This is a genomic window from Nonomuraea sp. NPDC048881 (assembly GCF_040649795.1).
Classification (GTDB): Bacteria; Actinomycetota; Actinomycetes; order Streptosporangiales; family Streptosporangiaceae; genus Nonomuraea.
In genome coordinates this window covers 288,242-304,147 of sequence record NZ_JBEZGC010000002.1, presented here as the reverse complement: position 1 = coordinate 304,147, position 15,906 = coordinate 288,242, and the positions used below count along the sequence as shown (strand labels likewise).

General features: G+C 74.4%; 16 protein-coding genes and 2 pseudogenes. 4 read left to right on the top strand and 14 right to left on the bottom strand.

Going from position 1 to position 15,906, the window contains the following annotated elements; genetic code table 11:
- Positions 1-2: 2 nt before the first annotated feature.
- The 3 genes from AB0C33_RS07010 to AB0C33_RS07000 form a co-directional block, all read right to left on the bottom strand.
- The gene (locus AB0C33_RS07010) at positions 3-1,076 is read right to left on the bottom strand and encodes a hypothetical protein (RefSeq protein WP_358284442.1); all 1,074 of its coding nucleotides are present in this window, start codon (positions 1,074-1,076) and stop codon (positions 3-5) included.
- Positions 1,067-1,405, bottom strand: a complete 339-nt coding sequence (locus tag AB0C33_RS07005; protein ID WP_352358972.1) for an NADH-quinone oxidoreductase subunit A — start codon at positions 1,403-1,405, stop codon at positions 1,067-1,069. The genes AB0C33_RS07010 and AB0C33_RS07005 overlap by 10 nt, the downstream gene beginning before the upstream one ends.
- A gap of 129 nt (positions 1,406-1,534) precedes the next feature.
- Positions 1,535-2,245, bottom strand: a complete 711-nt coding sequence (locus AB0C33_RS07000) for a TetR/AcrR family transcriptional regulator (protein WP_358284440.1) — start codon at positions 2,243-2,245, stop codon at positions 1,535-1,537.
- A 73-nt stretch (positions 2,246-2,318) separates the two neighbouring features.
- Here AB0C33_RS07000 and AB0C33_RS06995 point away from each other — a divergent pair, with 73 nt between their 5' ends.
- Together AB0C33_RS06995 and AB0C33_RS06990 are read left to right on the top strand one after the other, a co-directional pair.
- Positions 2,319-2,651 (top strand): nuclear transport factor 2 family protein, encoded by a 333-nt coding sequence (locus tag AB0C33_RS06995; protein WP_358284438.1) that lies wholly within the window; start codon positions 2,319-2,321, stop codon positions 2,649-2,651.
- Positions 2,652-2,725: 74 nt separating this feature from the next.
- Positions 2,726-3,619: an NAD(P)-binding domain-containing protein gene (locus AB0C33_RS06990; protein WP_358284436.1), complete on the top strand. Its 894-nt coding sequence runs from the start codon at positions 2,726-2,728 to the stop codon at positions 3,617-3,619.
- Between the two features lie 15 nt (positions 3,620-3,634).
- Here AB0C33_RS06990 and AB0C33_RS06985 read toward each other — a convergent pair whose 3' ends face one another.
- Positions 3,635-4,531: a hypothetical protein gene (locus tag AB0C33_RS06985; protein ID WP_358284434.1), complete on the bottom strand. Its 897-nt coding sequence runs from the start codon at positions 4,529-4,531 to the stop codon at positions 3,635-3,637.
- Between the two features lie 177 nt (positions 4,532-4,708).
- Here AB0C33_RS06985 and AB0C33_RS06980 point away from each other — a divergent pair, with 177 nt between their 5' ends.
- On the top strand, positions 4,709-4,951 hold the full coding sequence (locus AB0C33_RS06980; RefSeq protein ID WP_358284431.1) for a hypothetical protein: 243 nt from the start codon (positions 4,709-4,711) through the stop codon (positions 4,949-4,951).
- A gap of 74 nt (positions 4,952-5,025) precedes the next feature.
- On the opposite strand, the gene AB0C33_RS06975 is transcribed toward AB0C33_RS06980, so the two are convergent.
- The 3 genes and pseudogenes from AB0C33_RS06975 to AB0C33_RS06965 all read right to left on the bottom strand — a co-directional run bounded on the left by AB0C33_RS06975 (position 5,026) and on the right by AB0C33_RS06965 (position 6,237).
- Positions 5,026-5,667 carry a class I SAM-dependent methyltransferase gene (locus AB0C33_RS06975; protein ID WP_358284429.1) on the bottom strand — a complete coding sequence of 214 codons (642 nt, stop codon included), beginning with the start codon at positions 5,665-5,667 and terminating at the stop codon, positions 5,026-5,028.
- Between the two features lie 43 nt (positions 5,668-5,710).
- A pseudogene (locus AB0C33_RS06970) lies at positions 5,711-5,881 on the bottom strand (metal-sensitive transcriptional regulator); the annotation flags it as partial.
- Positions 5,875-6,237, bottom strand: coding sequence for a nuclear transport factor 2 family protein (locus AB0C33_RS06965; protein ID WP_358285947.1), 363 nt, complete (start codon positions 6,235-6,237; stop codon positions 5,875-5,877). The gene AB0C33_RS06965 and the pseudogene AB0C33_RS06970, both read right to left, overlap by 7 nt.
- 591 nt (positions 6,238-6,828) lie before the next feature.
- On the opposite strand from AB0C33_RS06965, the pseudogene AB0C33_RS06960 reads away from it, so the two are divergent.
- Positions 6,829-6,942 (top strand): annotated as a pseudogene (locus AB0C33_RS06960) (hypothetical protein); the annotation flags it as partial.
- Here AB0C33_RS06960 and AB0C33_RS06955 read toward each other — a convergent pair.
- From AB0C33_RS06955 to AB0C33_RS06925, 7 genes are read right to left on the bottom strand one after another with little or no spacing between them, the layout of a single operon-like run.
- Positions 6,906-7,994, bottom strand: a complete 1,089-nt coding sequence (locus AB0C33_RS06955) for a glycosyltransferase family 2 protein (protein WP_358284427.1) — start codon at positions 7,992-7,994, stop codon at positions 6,906-6,908. The pseudogene AB0C33_RS06960 and the gene AB0C33_RS06955 overlap by 37 nt on opposite strands.
- The gene (locus AB0C33_RS06950) at positions 7,991-8,974 is read right to left on the bottom strand and encodes an iron-containing redox enzyme family protein (RefSeq protein WP_358284425.1); all 984 of its coding nucleotides are present in this window, start codon (positions 8,972-8,974) and stop codon (positions 7,991-7,993) included. Before AB0C33_RS06950 ends, AB0C33_RS06955 begins: the two co-directional genes overlap by 4 nt.
- Positions 8,974-9,705 (bottom strand): class I SAM-dependent methyltransferase, encoded by a 732-nt coding sequence (locus AB0C33_RS06945; protein WP_358284423.1) that lies wholly within the window; start codon positions 9,703-9,705, stop codon positions 8,974-8,976. Before AB0C33_RS06945 ends, AB0C33_RS06950 begins: the two co-directional genes overlap by 1 nt.
- A 53-nt stretch (positions 9,706-9,758) precedes the next feature.
- On the bottom strand, positions 9,759-10,079 hold the full coding sequence (nirD, locus tag AB0C33_RS06940) for a nitrite reductase small subunit NirD (protein ID WP_358284421.1): 321 nt from the start codon (positions 10,077-10,079) through the stop codon (positions 9,759-9,761).
- Positions 10,076-12,505 carry a nitrite reductase large subunit NirB gene (nirB, locus tag AB0C33_RS06935; RefSeq protein WP_358284419.1) on the bottom strand — a complete coding sequence of 810 codons (2,430 nt, stop codon included), beginning with the start codon at positions 12,503-12,505 and terminating at the stop codon, positions 10,076-10,078. The genes nirD and nirB overlap by 4 nt, the downstream gene beginning before the upstream one ends.
- Positions 12,502-13,896 (bottom strand): FAD-dependent oxidoreductase, encoded by a 1,395-nt coding sequence (locus tag AB0C33_RS06930; protein WP_358284416.1) that lies wholly within the window; start codon positions 13,894-13,896, stop codon positions 12,502-12,504. Before AB0C33_RS06930 ends, nirB begins: the two co-directional genes overlap by 4 nt.
- The gene (locus AB0C33_RS06925; protein ID WP_358284414.1) at positions 13,893-15,905 is read right to left on the bottom strand and encodes a molybdopterin oxidoreductase family protein; all 2,013 of its coding nucleotides are present in this window, start codon (positions 15,903-15,905) and stop codon (positions 13,893-13,895) included. Before AB0C33_RS06925 ends, AB0C33_RS06930 begins: the two co-directional genes overlap by 4 nt.
- Position 15,906 lies beyond the last annotated feature (1 nt).

Here is a 15,906-nt window from a genome sequence, read left to right as displayed (position 1 = left end):
GCTCACCCGTCCCTGGCCGGCGACGGCAGCCGGTCGAGGTCCGGATCGAGACCGGCCACGATCAGCCGCGCCACGGCGAGCTCGGCCCCGGCCAGCAGGCCCGGCAACAACGCCAGCACCCGGTCCACCGGGACGTCATCGCCGTCCCCGGGTCCGGAGCGCTCTTCGGACAGGGCCTCCACGTCCTCTTCGGTCAGGACCTCCACGTCGTCGAGCCACCGGCGCGCACGATCCCAGGTGTCCCCACGCAGCCGCTGTGGGGCGTCGGGGCCGAGCTCACCCGCGCCGCGCAACATCCACCGCAGGACCCATGACCGGCGCACCCGCCGCGTGAACCGGACGCATCGGCGTCTTCCCCGCTCGTCCACGGCGTCCGCGAGCAGGCGGTCGCGCAGGCGCCGGGCGTCCGCGGCGGCGGCGGGCCATCCGGCCACGCCGAGCAGCCTGCCGAGGCCGTCCAGCCGGGCCGCCGCCGTCCGCCGCCGCGCCTCCGCCGGGCTCGCGTCCGGCTGCGGCGTCCAGAACGCGTCCCCCGTGCCGTCGGCCGGCAGGGTTCGCACCCGCGCCTCCTGGATGACGTCCCCTTGCAGGACGGTCTCCACCACCAGCCCCGCGGGCCAGTCCGCGAGCACGGGTCCCAGCGGCACGTGCAGCCGGTCCAGCTTCAGCCCGTCCCGGTCGGCCCCTCGGTCGGCCATGGGAGTGTCGTCCGCGGACGTCCCCGTGGCCAGGACGCCGGCCTGCCGCCACTGGACGGGTTCGTCCCCCAGCGTGCGGACGGCGTCGTCCAGCGCGGCCACGACCCGGTCGGCCGGTACGTCCGGCGGCAGTTCCACCAGCGCCCTCGGCACCGGAACCGCCCTCCAGACCTCCCGTACGGCCGCCGCCAGCTCCGCCCCGGGACACCCGCACACCACCATCACGCTCGCCTCCGCCGCCGACGCCCCCACCGGCCAGCCACGGCGGTCCGCCTCCGCCTCGGCCAGCAGCCGCGCGCCCGTCCCGTACGGGCAGGCGACGAGGAGCACCCGGGGCCGCAGCGCCGCCTCCCGCAGCAGCCACCCCCTCAGGCCCACCGGAACGCCCCTTCCCGCCACGCGTACAGGACGCCGACCAGCAGCAGCCCCAGGAAGGCGAACATCTCCACCACCGCCGGCAGCCCCACCTCGGCCACCACGAGGGCCCACGGGTACATGAAGACCATCTCCATGTCGAAGGCGAGGAAGACCAGCGTCACGGCGTACCACCGGACGTGGAAGCGGGACACCGCGTGCTCCCGGGGCCGCGCCCCGGACAGGAACGGCCCCACCCGCACGACTCCGCCGGGCGACAGGGCCAGGGAGGCCAGGTACACCGCGGCGACCCCGGCGGCGAGCAGCGCCACGAGCCCCAGCACAGCGCCCACCGCTCTCACCTGCCGCAGAGCCCGAAGATCAGATCACCTGCCCCTCACGGTAGCAACCGGAATCCGACTTGCCCGCGACCGACATCCCCCCTTACCAGCACGAACGCGGCCGGCCAGGCGACCGGAGGGTCAGTGCGCGAGGCCGAGAGAGGTGACCAGGTCGCGCATCTCGTCGTCGTAGACGGCGGCCGGGTCGCGGACGAGGGCGCGCAGGTGGCCGTAGATCTCCAGGGCGACGAGCCCGTGCATGCGGCCCCAAACCCGCAGCGTCACCGCGATGGCCGCCGGCGGCAGGTCCGGGAAGTCCTCCCGGACGTGGGCGACCAGGGCGGGGTCGAAGTCGTCCCAGGTGTAGGCGCCGCCCCCGGACGCGCACTCCCGGGCCGCCGGCCAGGCCGCGGCGACCAGCCCGACGATGCCGGCGCAGGCGCGCGCTTCGGCCTCCTTGCCCGGACCTTCTTCGGGCGGACGGTAGCCCGGCACGGGGTCACCGTAGACCAGCCGGAAGCCCTCGGGGTTGGCCAGCGCCCACTCGCGCATGGCCCGGGCCCAGGCCAGGATCCGCCCGCCCGGATCGTTCTCCGGCACCGCGTCGCGGGCGGCCTCGGCCGCGTCGACGGCCGAGGTGTAGACGTCGCCGATGAGCGTCGTGACCAGGTCGTCGCGGGTGGGGAAGTAGCTGTAGATCGCACCGGCCGTCATGCCCATCTCGCGGGCGATCGCGCGCAGCGAGATGGCGTCGGGGCCGCCGTCTGCCATGAGCCGCAGGGCGATCGTCTTGATCTCGGCGCTGGTCTGGGCGCGTAGCCGGTCCCGGCGGCTCGTCCTGGGGTCGCTCACGGTCGACAGCTTACACGGCATGCTGTTTACTGAACGGCGTGTAGTAATCGAACACTGTGTTGGGAGTCAGCAGGTGAGCACCATCGATGTGATCCACGCCTACCTCGACGTCTGGAACGAGCCGGACGCCGCCGCCCGGTCGGCCCTGATGAAGTCCGTCCTCACCGAGGACTCGCTCTACGTCGATCCCGAGAACGCGGGCCTGCGCGGGCACGCCGAGCTGTCCGAGGTGATCGGCCGCGTCCGGAGCGGGCTCGGCGACCTCCGGTTCAGCCTCGACGCCGTGGTCGGCGTCCACCATGACCGCGCGTTGTTCCGCTGGCGGCTCGGCCCGGCCGTCACCGGCTACGACGTCGTGGAGTTCGACGGGGGCCGCATCCGCAGCATCGTCGGGTTCTTCGCCTGAACCGCCCCCCGCCGGACCGCAGCCCCGCCATCCAGTCGCGGCGCAAGCCGCGCGAATCACACACAGGAGCCCACATGTCCCTCTCGTCCGCCTCCCGGGCGCCCGTCACCGTCGTCGGCCTCGGGCTGATGGGTCAGGCGCTGGCCACGGCCTTCCTGGCGAACGGTCACCCGACCACCGTCTGGAACCGCTCGGCGGCCAAGGCCCGCGACCTCGTCGCCAAGGGAGCCACCCTGGCCGGCTCCGTCGCAAGCGCGGTCGAGGCGAGCCCGCTCGTCGTCGTCTGCGTCTCGGACCACGACACCGTGCACGGGTTGCTGGACCCGGTCGCCTCCTCGCTGGCCGGCCGCACCCTCGTCAACCTGACCACGTCGACCTCCGTCCAGGCCCGCGACACGGCGAGGTGGGCGGCCACGATCGGGAGCGCCTGTCTCGACGGGGCGATCCTCGCCCTCCCCCAGGCGATCGGCACCGCCGACGCCACGGTGCTGTACTCCGGCCCGGAGGCCGCCTTCGCGGAGCACCTGCCCACCTTGCGGGCGCTCTCCGGAGGCGGGACCGTCCATCTCGGCGAGGACCACGCCCTGTCCGCCCTGTACGACATGTCCGTCCTGAGCGTCATGTGGGGCGTGCTGAACGGCTTCCTCCAGGGCGCGGCCCTGCTGGGCGCCGCGAACGTCAAGGCGACAACCTTCGCGTCCCTGGCCACCACCGCCATCGGCGTGACGACCGGCTACGTCTCCGCCTACGCCCGGCAGATCGACGAGGGCCGGTACCCGGCCGCCGACGCCACCCTCGCCGTCCACCTGGGCGGGCTGGAGCACCTGGCGCAGGAGAGCCGGGCGCTCGGCGTCAACACCGAGCTGCCGGACCTCTTCCTGGACCTGGCCCGGCGCGCGGCGGCCGGCGGGCGTGCCGGCGACGGTTACGCGGCGATGATCGAACAGTTCCGCGAGCCCTCCGCCTGACCTGTCCTGGCGGCGCTAACCGCCGATGACGAGGGTCTCCGTGGAGCCGTCCTCGTCGGGAGGGTCGTCGGCGGCGGCGTTCCGGCGCGCGCCGGCCGGTCGCCCCGGTCGCCCCGGTCGTCCCGGCGTCCCGCGAAGGCGCGGCAGGCGGGACGCCACGAGCGCCACCAGCGCGCCGGCCACCGCCGCGGGCACCAGCAGGTACGCCGGAACCCCGCCGCCCGGCGCCTCTCCGGCCGGAACCCGCGCAGCCGCACTCCCAGCGGCCCCGACCCCGCTTCCGGCCTGCGTCCCGGCCTGCACCCCGGTCGGCGCCCCGGCCGGCGCCCCGGCCGGCGTCCCGGTCGGCTCACCGCTCGGCCCACCGATCAGCTCATCGGTCGGCACCGGTGTGCTCTTGCCCGGGGGGAAGCCCGGCGGCCGGACCGCGCCCCAAGGGTCCTTCCCGTCGCCGCCGAACGTCGCCACCTTGTCCGGCGGCACCGGGTCGGCCAGCAGCCGCCCGGGAACCGTGAGCGTCCCCACGGCGTACGGCTCGAACCAGCCCTGGAGGCCCTCCACCCGCCACACCCCGTCCGGCACGGCCACCGACGTGGCGTAGTGTCCGGCCTCCGGCAGCGGGGTGCCGGCGAAGGTGACGGTCCTGCCGTCGGCCCGGGTGAGGCGCAGGCCGACGGGGTCCAGCTCGCCCGCGTAGGGATGCGTGCCGTGCTGCAGCACCCAGAACCCCACCGTGTACGTCTTCCCGCCCGCGAACGCCCCCGGCGGCGGATCGAGGTAGGTCACCGCCCACCCCCCGCGCGAGGAGGCGGACGCCACCCCCACCCACCATCCGGACACCACCAGGACGATCAGCACGGCAGCCGTCAGAGCGGCCGTCAGAGCAGCCGGTACGGCCACGTTTCTCTTCATCACGCACCTCCGACCTCCCTACACCGCCCGGCCCCGCCGGGTTCCGCCCGCGACTCGGCGGAGCAGCCGGCCGTTTTCCGCCGGACGGGTGCGACAATTCCCGGTGCGGCGCGCACAATGGAGTCAGCACGAAGGAATCAGGGCGAGAATTCGGCGAGGAGCGAGGAGGCTTACGCCGTGTCCGCCACCGGAGGCGAATATCTGACCGCGATGCTCGACGTTCTGGTTTACGAGAACGTATTGGTCGCCTGGCGCCGCGCGCCGGGTGGATATCTGATCGTCACGCACGAGGGCGAGGAGATCCGGCTGACCGCGCAGCAGGCGGGGATGTGGGCGCAGGGGGCGTTCGCGGTTTATCTGGCGTTGGTGGATCAGCGCCGTATCACTCCGCGTATTCCCGGTGACACCACAGCGCAATAACACGTGTCAGAACAAAAACCCATTTTTCCAGATTTGTCGCCACAGGGGGCGGGAAGAACCGTCCAGGCAGCCGGTCAAACCGGTTTCCTGGCGCGTCCGAGAATGTGCGGCAACCTCGGCGACAACGGCAGCGGCCGGAAGGCGAACCGTTCGCGCTCCTCGACCACCAGCCCGCTGTCGATCAGGGCGCGCTCGGTGTCGCGGTTGAGGCGGCACCCGCCGGCCATCCGCCGCCACAACGGCGTCACGAGGTCCTGCACCAGCGCGCCGGCGGCGCGCGAGGAGCGCACGTGCTCGTAGAACCGCACCTCGCCGCCGGGCCTGAGCACCCGGGACACCTCGCCGAGCACCGCGCGCTGGTCGGGCACCGAGCACAACACCAGCGAGAGCACCACGGCGTCGAAGGAGGCGTCGGCGAACCGCAGGTCCGCGGCGTGCCCGGCGACCACGCTCACGGGCACCGGCGCGCCGGCCGCGGCCCGGCCGGCCAGCCTCCGCAGCCGGTCCTCCGGCTCGACGGCGACCACCTCGCGCACCCCCGCCGGGTAGTGCGCGAAGTTCAGCCCGTTGCCCGCGCCGACCTCCAGCACCCGCCCGGCCAGCCCGGCCAGCAGGCGCCGCCGGTGTTCGGCCGCGCCCCGCCGCTCCGACTCGGCGCTCATCCGCTCGTACGCCTGGGCGAAGCGGGGGTTCTGGAACCGCGTCAGGTCCTGCACGTCCTCCACGCTAACCCGCCCGCGCACGCCCCGCGTGGATCCGTCACGACCGGACGAGCCGGGCGATGGCGTCGGCCGCCTCCTTCACCTTGGCCTCCGCCTCGGCCCCGCCCTTGTGCGCCGCCTCGACCACACAGTGCGCCATGTGCTCCTCCAGCAGCGACAACGCGAACGACTGCAACGCGCTCGTCGTCGCCGAGACCTGCGTCAGGAGCCGCCCTGGTTGTTCATGAAGCGCGAGATCAGCCACTGGCCGCCCTGGTGCGAGAGCATGAAGAGCTCGCGGTAGGTGGTGTCGCCCTGCTTGCTGGTCGAGCGCGCGAAGGCGTCCTGGGTGCCCGCGTTCCGCGTCTCGTCGATGGTGTGCGTGGCCGACTTCAGGTCGGCGCCGTCCTTGAGCAGCTTCTCGTAGAGGCTGCGGACGGCCTGCGAGCCCGTGGCCGTGGCCTGCCCGTCAAAGGCCACCACGGCGTCGCTGGTGAACGTCTTCGCGACCGCGTCCACGTTGCCGGACTTCAGGGCGTCGAAGTAGTTCTGGACGGCGGCGCGCGGCTGGGTGGCCGCCGTCATGGTGCCGGTCGGCGTGGCGGTCTCGGTCATGGTCTCGGTCATGGTCGGCGACTCCATGCCGGTCTCGGTGGGCGTCATCATGGTCTCGGTCGGCGTGGCCGGGCTGGCCTCCCCCTTCATCGCCTGCGTGTTGCTCCCCGCGGAGCAGCCCGCGACCAGGACGACGGGAACGATCGCGGCCAGCAGGAGTGCCCTGCGCTCAGAAATCTTGCTCATGGCCGGGTTGATGCCCTCGCCGGTCGTTCCCGAATGCCCGGTTTAGGCACTCCGCACGACCCTTTTACCTCATGTCGGCATTACTCACGGTAACGCTTCACTGTCATTGGTGAGACCGGTCAGAGCTGTGATCGTTGCCGCCCCGAGACCGGGCGGGTAGGGGCCGCCTATAGCGTCCCTCCAGTGCGGCCAACACAGGCGAACCCGGAACCACTGCCCCAGCGTGAGGACGCCGAGCGCTGTGCCAGCGTCCGGTCCGGGCGGCGGTGCGTCCTTCCCGCGGCCCACCCCACCCCGCACGTCTACCCGCCCGTGGAGGCCCTCTAGCGACGTCCTCGCAGGTGAGAGGGCCGGCCGGCGGGGCAGGTGACGACGATGGACGAGCCGACGACCACCGTCACGCCCTGCGAGGACGGCCCGCTGCTGATCAGAGGCCCCTTCGAGCTGCTGACTCAGGACGGCGAGCCGATCGACCCGGGAAGGGCCACGGTGGCCCTGTGCCGGTGCGGCCGATCGTCGACCAAGCCGTTCTGCGACGGCTCGCACAAGTCCGTCGGCTTCCGGGCGTCGAGCGAGCCCGACCCGCCGGCCGACTCCTGAGCCCGCGCGCGCAGCCACCGCGCCGAGTGGGCGGCCAGCGCGAGCCGTCCCCCCGCATACGGCACGCCGCCCGCGCAGGCCGCCCCCACCGCCAGCCAGGAGCACACCGCCCGCTCCAGCACCCACACCGGCGCGAACAGCGAGGCGCCGGCGGGGAAGACCCGCCGCCCGCCGGCCCGCCGCCGCCCGGCCTCGGCCAGTGCGACGGCCGCCCCGGCGGCGGCCAGCAGCGGCAGCGGACGGCGCACCAGCGCGAGCGCGGGCAGCACCGCCAGGAAGGACGCCAGCCGCACCGGCTGGGCGAGGTCGTCGTAGGCCTGCCGGACCCGCTGCGACCAGAACCGCCGCGCGTCGCACGGCAGCCTCCGGACGTACAGGCCGGGCGGGCGCAGCTCGCGGCCACCGTGGGCGCGCACGGTGCGGACGAGCTCCAGGTTCTCGAACAGCACGTCGCCGTCGTAGCCGCCCATGGCCAGGAAGAATGACCGCCGGACGCCGAACGTGCCCGGGTAGTCGGCGCCGAACGCGCGGTTGAGCAGGGAGCGGGCGGTGTCCCAGCGGGCGTGCCAGGGGGCGGGGTCGAAGTAGTTCTGCGGCCTGACCAGCTCGGCGCGGGCGAGCAGGGCGTGGATCTCGGCCAGCGCGGGCAGGTCGTAGCGCACGTCGTCGTCGGCGATCACGACCCGGTCGCCCTCGGCCAGCCGCATCCCGGTCGTCACGCCGTTGACCTTGCCGTTGGCGAAGGACAGGCCAACCGCCGGGCTGACGTGCCGGACCAGGCAGCGCCAGCGGCGGGCGTGACGGGCGTACAGCTCGGGCCGGCTGCCGTCGACCACGGTCACGCGTACGTGCGGCGCGAGGGCGCGCAGGTACTCGGTCAGCTCGTCGAGGCCGGAGTCGTCCTGCCAGCGCAGCGGGATCACGTAGTCCAGGTCGATCACGCGGGCACCTCCTGGCCGAGCAGCGAGGACGCGCCGCGTTCCCAGCGGCCCATGACGTGCTCGGCCCAGCGGCGTTCGAGGGCCAGGGCGCAGGCTGCGCCGTACAGGACGTCGCCGGTCAGGGCGGGGAAGGCGGCGGCGAACCCGCCGCACAGGTCGGCCGCGGCGATCTGCTCGTGCACGGCGTCGGCCTGCACGTGCTCCTCGTAGAACCGGGCCGCCGCCGCGTCGCCGCCGAGCCGGCGCAGGCCCGCGGCGTAGCGGCGGTTGGGCAGCGACGAGGTCATCTCGATCGCGGCCAGGTGGCCGACCAGCGCGCCGCGCAGCCGCCGGTGCAGCCCGAACAGCGACATGGCGTTGCTGACGGCCAGGGTGACCGCGGGGACCCGCGGCAGGTACGCGCCGTAGGAGTCGTCGAGGCCGAGGCCGCGCATGGTGTGGCCGAACAGCTCGCAGTGCATGCGCTCAGGCCGGCCGCCGCCGTACTCGTCGGCCTGGATCTCCACCAGGGCCGCCTTGGGCCGGCCGCGCAGGCGCGGGATCGCCCAGGTGTGCGGGTCGGCCTCCTTCAGGTGGTAGATCGAGCGGTGGATCACGAACTCGCGGAAGGTGTCGATGTCGGCCTCGCGCTGGAGGTGCAGCGAGACCGACGGGCCGTCGTCGTCCTCGGCGGTCAGCGCGGTGAGCGCGCGCCGCACCTCGCCGGGCGGCACCGGCCCGGGACGCGGCACGGCCCCGGCCAGCTCCCGCTCGAACCGGTCCTCCAGCAGGCCGCGCAGGCGCAGCAGCGACGGCTCCCACTCCCAGCGGTCGTCCACCTCGTCGAAGCCCTGGTAGTGCAGCTCGTAGCAGGCGAACAGGGCGAGCTGGAGATCCTCCTCGCCGTCGGGGCCGGGGGCGTCGGGCAGCGTCGCGGGCGGCCGGGCGAGCCGGTCGAAGAGCAGGTCGGTGAGCGGGCCACGCGCGGGCGGCAGGCGCATCAGGCGGCCTTGCGGTAGACGGAGACGTGCGCGCGGCTCTCGTCGGTGAACGGGGTGCCGATCCAGTCGGCCCAGCGGTGTTCCAGGGCCATCCCGGCCAGCCTGGCCATCAGGTCGAGCTCGCCGGGCCAGGCGTAGCGGTGGTTGGCGGGCAGCAGCCGCACGCCCTCGCCGGTCAGCCGTACGCGGGTGGTGCGCATGTGCTGGGTGGCCGGGGCGAGCCTGGCCGCCTCGATGACGACGGCGTCCTCGGCCAGCGAGAGCAGCCGCAGCGCCGAGCCGTCGCGGAAGGCGGCCGGGTCGGGCACCCACGCCTCGACCACGAACCGCCCGCCGCCGCGCAGGTGCCGGGCCGCGTTGGCGAAGCAATTGACCTGCGCCTCCTGGGTGGGCAGGGCGAAGATCGTGTTGATCGCGAGCACCACCAGCGCGTACGAGCCCTCGACCCGCATGGTGGAGAAGTCGCCCACCGTCACGGGGACGGCCGCGCCGCCGGGTTTGGCGCGCAGCTCGCGGGTCATCTCCGGCGAGGCGTCGATCCCGGCGACGGACAGGCCGCGGGCGGCGAGCGGGAGCGCCAGCCGCCCGGTGCCGATGCCGAACTCCAGCACGGGGCCGCCCTCGGCCAGCGTCGCCAGCCGCTCGACGGCCGCGCCGGTGGGCAGCTCCGTCACCGTGGCGTCGTAGATGTCGGCGATCGCGCGCCCGTAGGCGGAGGCGTCGTAGGCCACGCGCACCTCCTGTCCCCCGTGTTTCAGCAGGTCAATGCCCCTGCCCTGATCGGCTAAACGCTCACCTCCACCCGTCCGGCCGCCACCCGCACGGCGTAGACGGGCACCTGGACGGCCTCCTCGTCCAGGCACGCCCCCGACACCAGCGAGAAGACCTGCTTGTGCAGCGGCGAGGCCACGGTGGGCTCGCCCCGCCTGGTGCCGACGATGCCGCGGGAGAGCACGTACGCGCCGCTGAACGGGTCGAGGTTGTCCAGGGCGTGCACGTGCCCCTCGTAGGTGCGGAACAGCGCCACCTGCCGGTCGCCGACCAGCGCGCAGACGCCGCGCTCCGGCGGCAGGGCCGCGTACTCGCAGACCGGGGTCCAGCTCATCGGGCCATCACCGGCCTGATCTGGCCGCGCTCGGAGGCGAACACGATCGACGGGTCGGGCACGCCGGGGGCGTTGACGAAGCTGACGAACCTGCCCAGCTTCTCCGGGTCGTCCAGGGTCGCCGCCCACTCGTCGGCGTAGGTGGCGACGTGCTGTTCCATCTGGGCGTCGAGGTCGGCGCAGATGCCGAGCGAGTCTTCCATGATCACCTTCCGGAGATGGTCGAGGCCGCCGTCCAGCGACTCCAGCCAGGCGGCGGTGCGCTGCAGCCGGTCGGCGGTGCGGACGTAGAACATCAGGAACCGGTCGACGGTCCTGATCAGGTCGCCGGTGCTCAGGTCGGTGGCCAGCAGGTCGGCGTGGCGGGGCCGGAAGCCGCCGTTGCCGCCGACGTACAGGTTCCAGCCCTGCTCGGTGGCGATGACGCCGAAGTCCTTCGACCTGGCCTCGGCGCACTCGCGGGCGCAGCCGGACACCGCCGACTTGAGCTTGTGCGGCGAGCGCAGGCCGCGGTAGCGCAGCTCCAGGGCGATGGCCAGGCCGACGGAGTCCTGGACGCCGTAGCGGCACCAGGTGGAGCCCACGCACGACTTCACCGTGCGCAGCGCCTTGCCGTAGGCGTGGCCGGACTCGAAGCCGGCGTCCACCAGGCGTCGCCAGATCTCCGGGAGCTGCTCGACCCGGGCGCCGAACAGGTCGATGCGCTGGCCGCCGGTGATCTTGGTGTAGAGCCCGAAGTCGCGGGCGACCTCGCCGATCACGATGAGCTTGTCCGGCGTGATCTCGCCGCCCGGGATGCGCGGGACGACCGAGTACGTGCCGTTCTTCTGGATGTTGGCGAGGAAGGCGTCGTTGGTGTCCTGCAACGCGGCCCGCTCGCCGTCGAGCACGTGCCCGTTGTGCAGCGAGGCCAGGATCGAGGCCACCGCGGGCTTGCAGACGTCGCAGCCGCGCCCCTGCCCGTGCTCGGCGATGAGCCGCGAGAACGTCGTGATCTTCCGCACCCGGACGATGTCGAACAGCTCGGCCCGCGAGTACGCGAAGTGCTCGCACAGCGACCTGCCGACCTCGACCCCCGACTCCTCCAGGAGCTGCCGGAGCATCGGCACGCAGCTCCCGCAGGTGGTGCCGGCCCGCGTGCACGCCTTGAGGCCGGGCACGTCGGTCACGCCCAGCTCGGCGACGGCGTGCCGGACGTCCCCCGCGCACACGTTGTTGCAGGAGCAGACCTGCGCGTCGCCGGGCAGGTCGAGCGGCGCCCCGGAGCCGCTGAACAGCAGGTCGGAGGGCGGCGCGGGCAACGGCTTGCCGACGAACGGCCGCAGCGCCGCGTACGGCCCGGCGTCCCCCACGCAGATGCCGCCGAGCAGCGTGCGGGCGTCGTCGCTGATGAACAGCTTCTTGTAGATCCCGGCGACCGGGTCCATGTAGGTGACGTCGAGGGCGCCGTCCATCGCGCCGAACTGGGCGACCTCGACGCCGAGCAGCTTCAGCTTCGTGGAGGTGTCCCCGCCCGCGAACGAGGACGTCCCGCCCATGATCCGGTCGGCGGCCACCTCGGCCATCGTGTTGCACGGCCCGACCAGGCCGTGGACCGTGCCGCCGGCCAGCGCGCACTCGCCGATCGCGTAGACCGACGGGTCGGAGGTGCGCATGCCGTCGTCGACCACGACGCCGCCCCGCTCCCCCACCTCCAGCCCGCACGCCCTGGCCAGCTCGTCGCGCGGCCTGACGCCCGCCGAGAACACCACGACCTGGCCCTCGATCAGCGTGCCGGACGGCGTGCGCACCCCGGCGACCCGGCCGTCCGGCCCGGTGACGACCTCCTGGACGCCCGACCCGGCGTGCACGCCGAGCCCGAGGGCCTCGATGTGGCCCTTGAGCACCGCGCCGCCGCCCTCGTCCACCTGGCGGGGCATCAGCCAGGGGCTCATCTCGACGATGTGCGCCCTCAGGCCGAGCGCCCGCAGCGCGTCGGCCGCCTCCAGGCCGAGCAGGCCGCCGCCGACCACGACGCCTTCGGCCGCGTCCCGGGCGGCCGCCCGGATGGCGTCCAGGTCGTCGATCGTGCGGTAGACGTGGGCGTGCTCGCGTCCTGGCACCGGCGGCACGAACGGCGCCGACCCGGTGGCCAGCACGAGCACGTCGTACGGCTCGGCGGCCCCGCCCTCGACGGTCACCGTCCGCGCCGCCCGGTCGACGGCGACGGCCCGGCTGCCCAGCCGCGTCACGGTCCCGGCGGGCACCGGGTAGGTGAGGTCGGCCAGGGTGGCCCCCGACAGGTACGAGGTCAGCGCCACCCGGTCGTAGGCCGGGCGCGGCTCCTCCCCGACGACGGTGATCCGCCCGTCGAAGCCCCGGCTCGCCAGGGTCTCCACGAAGCGGTGCGCGGCCGGGCCGTACCCGACGACGACGATCCTCCTCATACCGGCACTCCTTCCTGATCGCACAACCAGCCGACGATGCCCTCCACGGCGTCGCGGCAGGTGCCGCAGCCGGTGGTGGCCCTGGTGGCGGCGGCCACCCCGGCCACGTCGCGGGCGCCGGCCTCCCAGCACGCCCGGATCTGTCCCTTGGTCACGTTGTTGCACCGGCAGACCTCGGCCGCGTCCGGCATCAGCACCGGGCTGCCCGCGACCGGCGCCGGCGACAGGCCCGGGAACAGCAGGCCGGCGCGGTCGCCCGGCACCGGGCCACCGCGGTCGAAGAGCTGGGTGAGGGTGCCGACGGCGTCGCTCTCGCCCAGCAGGATCGCGCCCACCAGCCGCCCGTCGCGGATGACGAGCTTGCGGTAGGTGCCGCGGGCGCGGTGGCTGAAGCGCACCACCTCGGCGTGCTCCTCGCCTAGCTGCGTCTCGCCCATGGCGGCCAGCTCGACGCTCCTGGCCTTGAGCCTGGTGACCAGCCGGGAGCCGCGGTAGCGGGCCTTGCCGCCGGTGATCACCTCGGCCGCCACGGCGGCCTGCTCCCAGGCGGGGGCGACCAGGCCGTACACCGTGCCGTCGTGCTCGGCGCACTCGCCGACGGCGAAGATCGACGGGTCGCCGGTGCGCAGCTCGTCGTCCACGACGACGCCGCGCCGCACCTCCAGCCCCGCCGCGGCGGCGAGCCCGGTGACCGGGCGCACCCCGCAGGCCAGGACGACCAGGTCGGCCTCGACCAGCTCGCCGCCGGCCAGGCGGACGCCGTCCGGCTCGACCGCGGCCGCGCTGACGCCGGTGCGGGCCGCCACGCCGAGCCCGGCCAGGGTCTCGCCGAGCACCTGGCCCGCCTCGGCGTCGAGCTGGCGTTCCATCAGGTGCCCGGCCAGGTGCAGCAGCGTGACCGGCAGGCCGCGCCCGGCCAGGCCGCGGGCGGCCTCGATGCCGAGCAGCCCGCCGCCGACGACGGCCGCGCGGCGCGCCCGTCCGGCGGCCCGCACGATCCGCTCGCAGTCCGCCAGCGTGCGGAACGGCACGGCCCGCCCGACGCCGGGCAGCGGCGGCACGACCGCCTGGCTGCCGGTGGCCAGGACCAGCAGGTCGTACGGCTCGCGCCGCCCGTCCGCGGTCACCACGTGCCTGGCGTCCCGGTCGATGCGGGCGACCTCGGCGCCGGGCACGGCCTCGACGCCGTGCGCGGCGTACCAGGAGGGGTCCACCAGGCGCACCTGGTCGGGACGCGCGCTCCCGGCCAGCACGTCCGACAGCAGCACCCGGTTGTACGGCGGGCCCGCCTCGGCCCCGAACACGGTCACCCGCATCCGCGGGTCGCGCGCCCGCACCTCGCTGACCAGGCGTGACCCGGCCATCCCGTTCCCCACGACGACGAGCCTCATGAGTCCCTCTCCACCCTGACCGCGCAGACCTTGAACTCCGGCATGCCGGACACCGGGTCGAGCGCCGGGTTGGTGAGCCGGTTGGCGCCCTCCCAGTGGAAGGGCATGAACACGGTGTCGCGCCTGATGGCGTCGCTGATCCTGGCCACCGCCCTGCTCCGGCCCCTGCGGCTGCTGACCCGCACCAGGTCGCCCGCGGCGACGCCGAGCTGCGCGGCCAGGTCGGGATGCAGCTCCACGAACGGCTCGGGGGCGGCCCGCACCAGCGACGCGATCCGGCGGGTCTGGGCGCCGCTCTGGTAGTGGGACAGGACGCGGCCGGTGCTCAGGTACACCGGGTAGTCCGCGTCGGGCTCCTCGGCCGCGGGCCGGTGCTCGACCGGGATGAACCGGGCGCGGCCGTCCGGGTGGGCGAAGCGGTCCAGGAACGGCCGGGGCGTGCCGGGGTGGTCCTGCGACGGGCAGGGCCAGAAGACGCCGGTCTCGGCGGCGATGCGCTCGTAGCTGATGCCGGAGTAGTCCGCGACGCCGCCCGCCGCGGCCCGGCGCAGCTCGTCGAAGACGGCGGCCGGCTCGGTGTCGAAGCGGTGGCCGAGCCGGGCGGCCAGCCCGGCGATGACGTCCAGGTCGCTCCGGACGCCCTCCGGCGGCGCGACGGCCCGGCGGCGGAGCAGGACGCGGCCCTCCAGGTTGGTCATCGTGCCGCTCTCCTCGGCCCACTGGGTGACCGGGAGCACCACGTCGGCCATGGCCGCGGTCTCCGAGCGCACCACGTCGGCCACGACCAGCAGGTCCAGCCCGGCGATCCGGCCGCCGACGTGCCCGGACGCGGGCGCCGACACCACCGGGTTGGACCCGAACAGCAGCAGCGCCCGCGGCCCCCGCGGGGTGCCGAGCGCGTCCAGCAGCTCGTACGCCGTCCGCCCCGGCCCCGGCAGGTCCTCGGCCCGCACGCCCCACACCTCTGCCACGTGCGCGCGGGCCGCCGGGTCGTCGATCCTGCGGTAGCCGGGGAGCTGGTCGGCCTTCTGGCCGTGCTCCCTGCCGCCCTGGCCGTTGCCCTGGCCGGTCAGGCAGCCGTAGCCGGAGCCGTACCGGCCGGGCAGGCCGAGCGCCAGCGCCAGGTTGATGAACGCGGTGACGGTGTCGGTGCCCTTGGCGTGCTGCTCGGCGCCGCGCCCGGTCAGCACGTACGCGTTCCCGGCGGCGGCCAGCGCGCGGACGGCCTGCCGCATCCGGTGCACCGGCACCCCGGTGACGCGCTCGACGCGTTCGGGCCACCAGGCGGCCAGCGAGGTGCGCACGTCGTCGAAGCCGGTGGTCCTGGCGGCCACGTAATCCGCGTCCACGAGGTCGTCGGCGATCGCCAGGTGCAGCAGCCCGAGGGCGAGCGCCAGGTCGGTGCCGGGCGTGGGCTGCAGGTGCAGCCAGGCGAGCCGGGCCGTCGGGGTGCGGCGCGGATCGACGACGATCAGCCGCGGCCCCGACAGGTGCCGGACGAACGGCGGCATGGTCTCGGCCACGTTCGCGCCGGCCAGCAGCACGACGTCGGCGTCGGCCAGGTCGGTGACCGGGAACGGCAGGCCCCGGTCCATGCCGAAGGCCCGGAGGGAGGCGGCGGCGGCCGAGGACATGCAGAAGCGGCCGTTGTAGTCGATCTGGCTGGTGCCGAGCGCGACCCTGGCGAACTTACCGAGCTGGTAGGCCTTCTCGTTGGTCAGCCCGCCGCCGCCGAACACGGCCACGGCGTCGGGGCCGTGCTCGGCGCGGATCGCGCGCAGCCGGGCGGCGACGTGGTCGAGGGCGGTCTCCCACTCCACCGGCTCGCCGTGCAGGAGCGGCGTGGTCAGGCGCTCGCCGTTGGTGAGCAGCTCGGCCGCCGTCCAGCCCTTCTGGCACAGCGCGCCGGGGGCGTTGGCCGGGACGTCGGTCCTGGGGGTGATCTCCAGTGCCGGGCCGATCTCCATGCCGCACTGGAGGGCGCAGTAGGGGCAGTGTGTCTTCGTCATG

What these genes read in the sequence shown, in the direction of transcription:
- AB0C33_RS06990 (WP_358284436.1), top strand. Translation starts at nt 2,726, where the DNA reads ATGTCCCTCTCGTCCGCCTCCCGGGCGCCCGTCACCGTCGTCGGCCTC.
- AB0C33_RS06985 (WP_358284434.1), bottom strand. Translation starts at nt 4,531, where the DNA reads ATGAAGAGAAACGTGGCCGTACCGGCTGCTCTGACGGCCGCTCTGACG.
- AB0C33_RS06965 (WP_358285947.1), bottom strand. Translation starts at nt 6,237, where the DNA reads ATGACGGCGGCCACCCAGCCGCGCGCCGCCGTCCAGAACTACTTCGAC.
- AB0C33_RS06950 (WP_358284425.1), bottom strand. Translation starts at nt 8,974, where the DNA reads ATGCGCCTGCCGCCCGCGCGTGGCCCGCTCACCGACCTGCTCTTCGAC.
- nirD (WP_358284421.1), bottom strand. Translation starts at nt 10,079, where the DNA reads ATGAGCTGGACCCCGGTCTGCGAGTACGCGGCCCTGCCGCCGGAGCGC.
- nirB (WP_358284419.1), bottom strand. Translation starts at nt 12,505, where the DNA reads ATGAGGAGGATCGTCGTCGTCGGGTACGGCCCGGCCGCGCACCGCTTC.
- AB0C33_RS06930 (WP_358284416.1), bottom strand. Translation starts at nt 13,896, where the DNA reads ATGAGGCTCGTCGTCGTGGGGAACGGGATGGCCGGGTCACGCCTGGTC.
- AB0C33_RS06925 (WP_358284414.1), bottom strand. Translation starts at nt 15,905, where the DNA reads ATGACGAAGACACACTGCCCCTACTGCGCCCTCCAGTGCGGCATGGAG.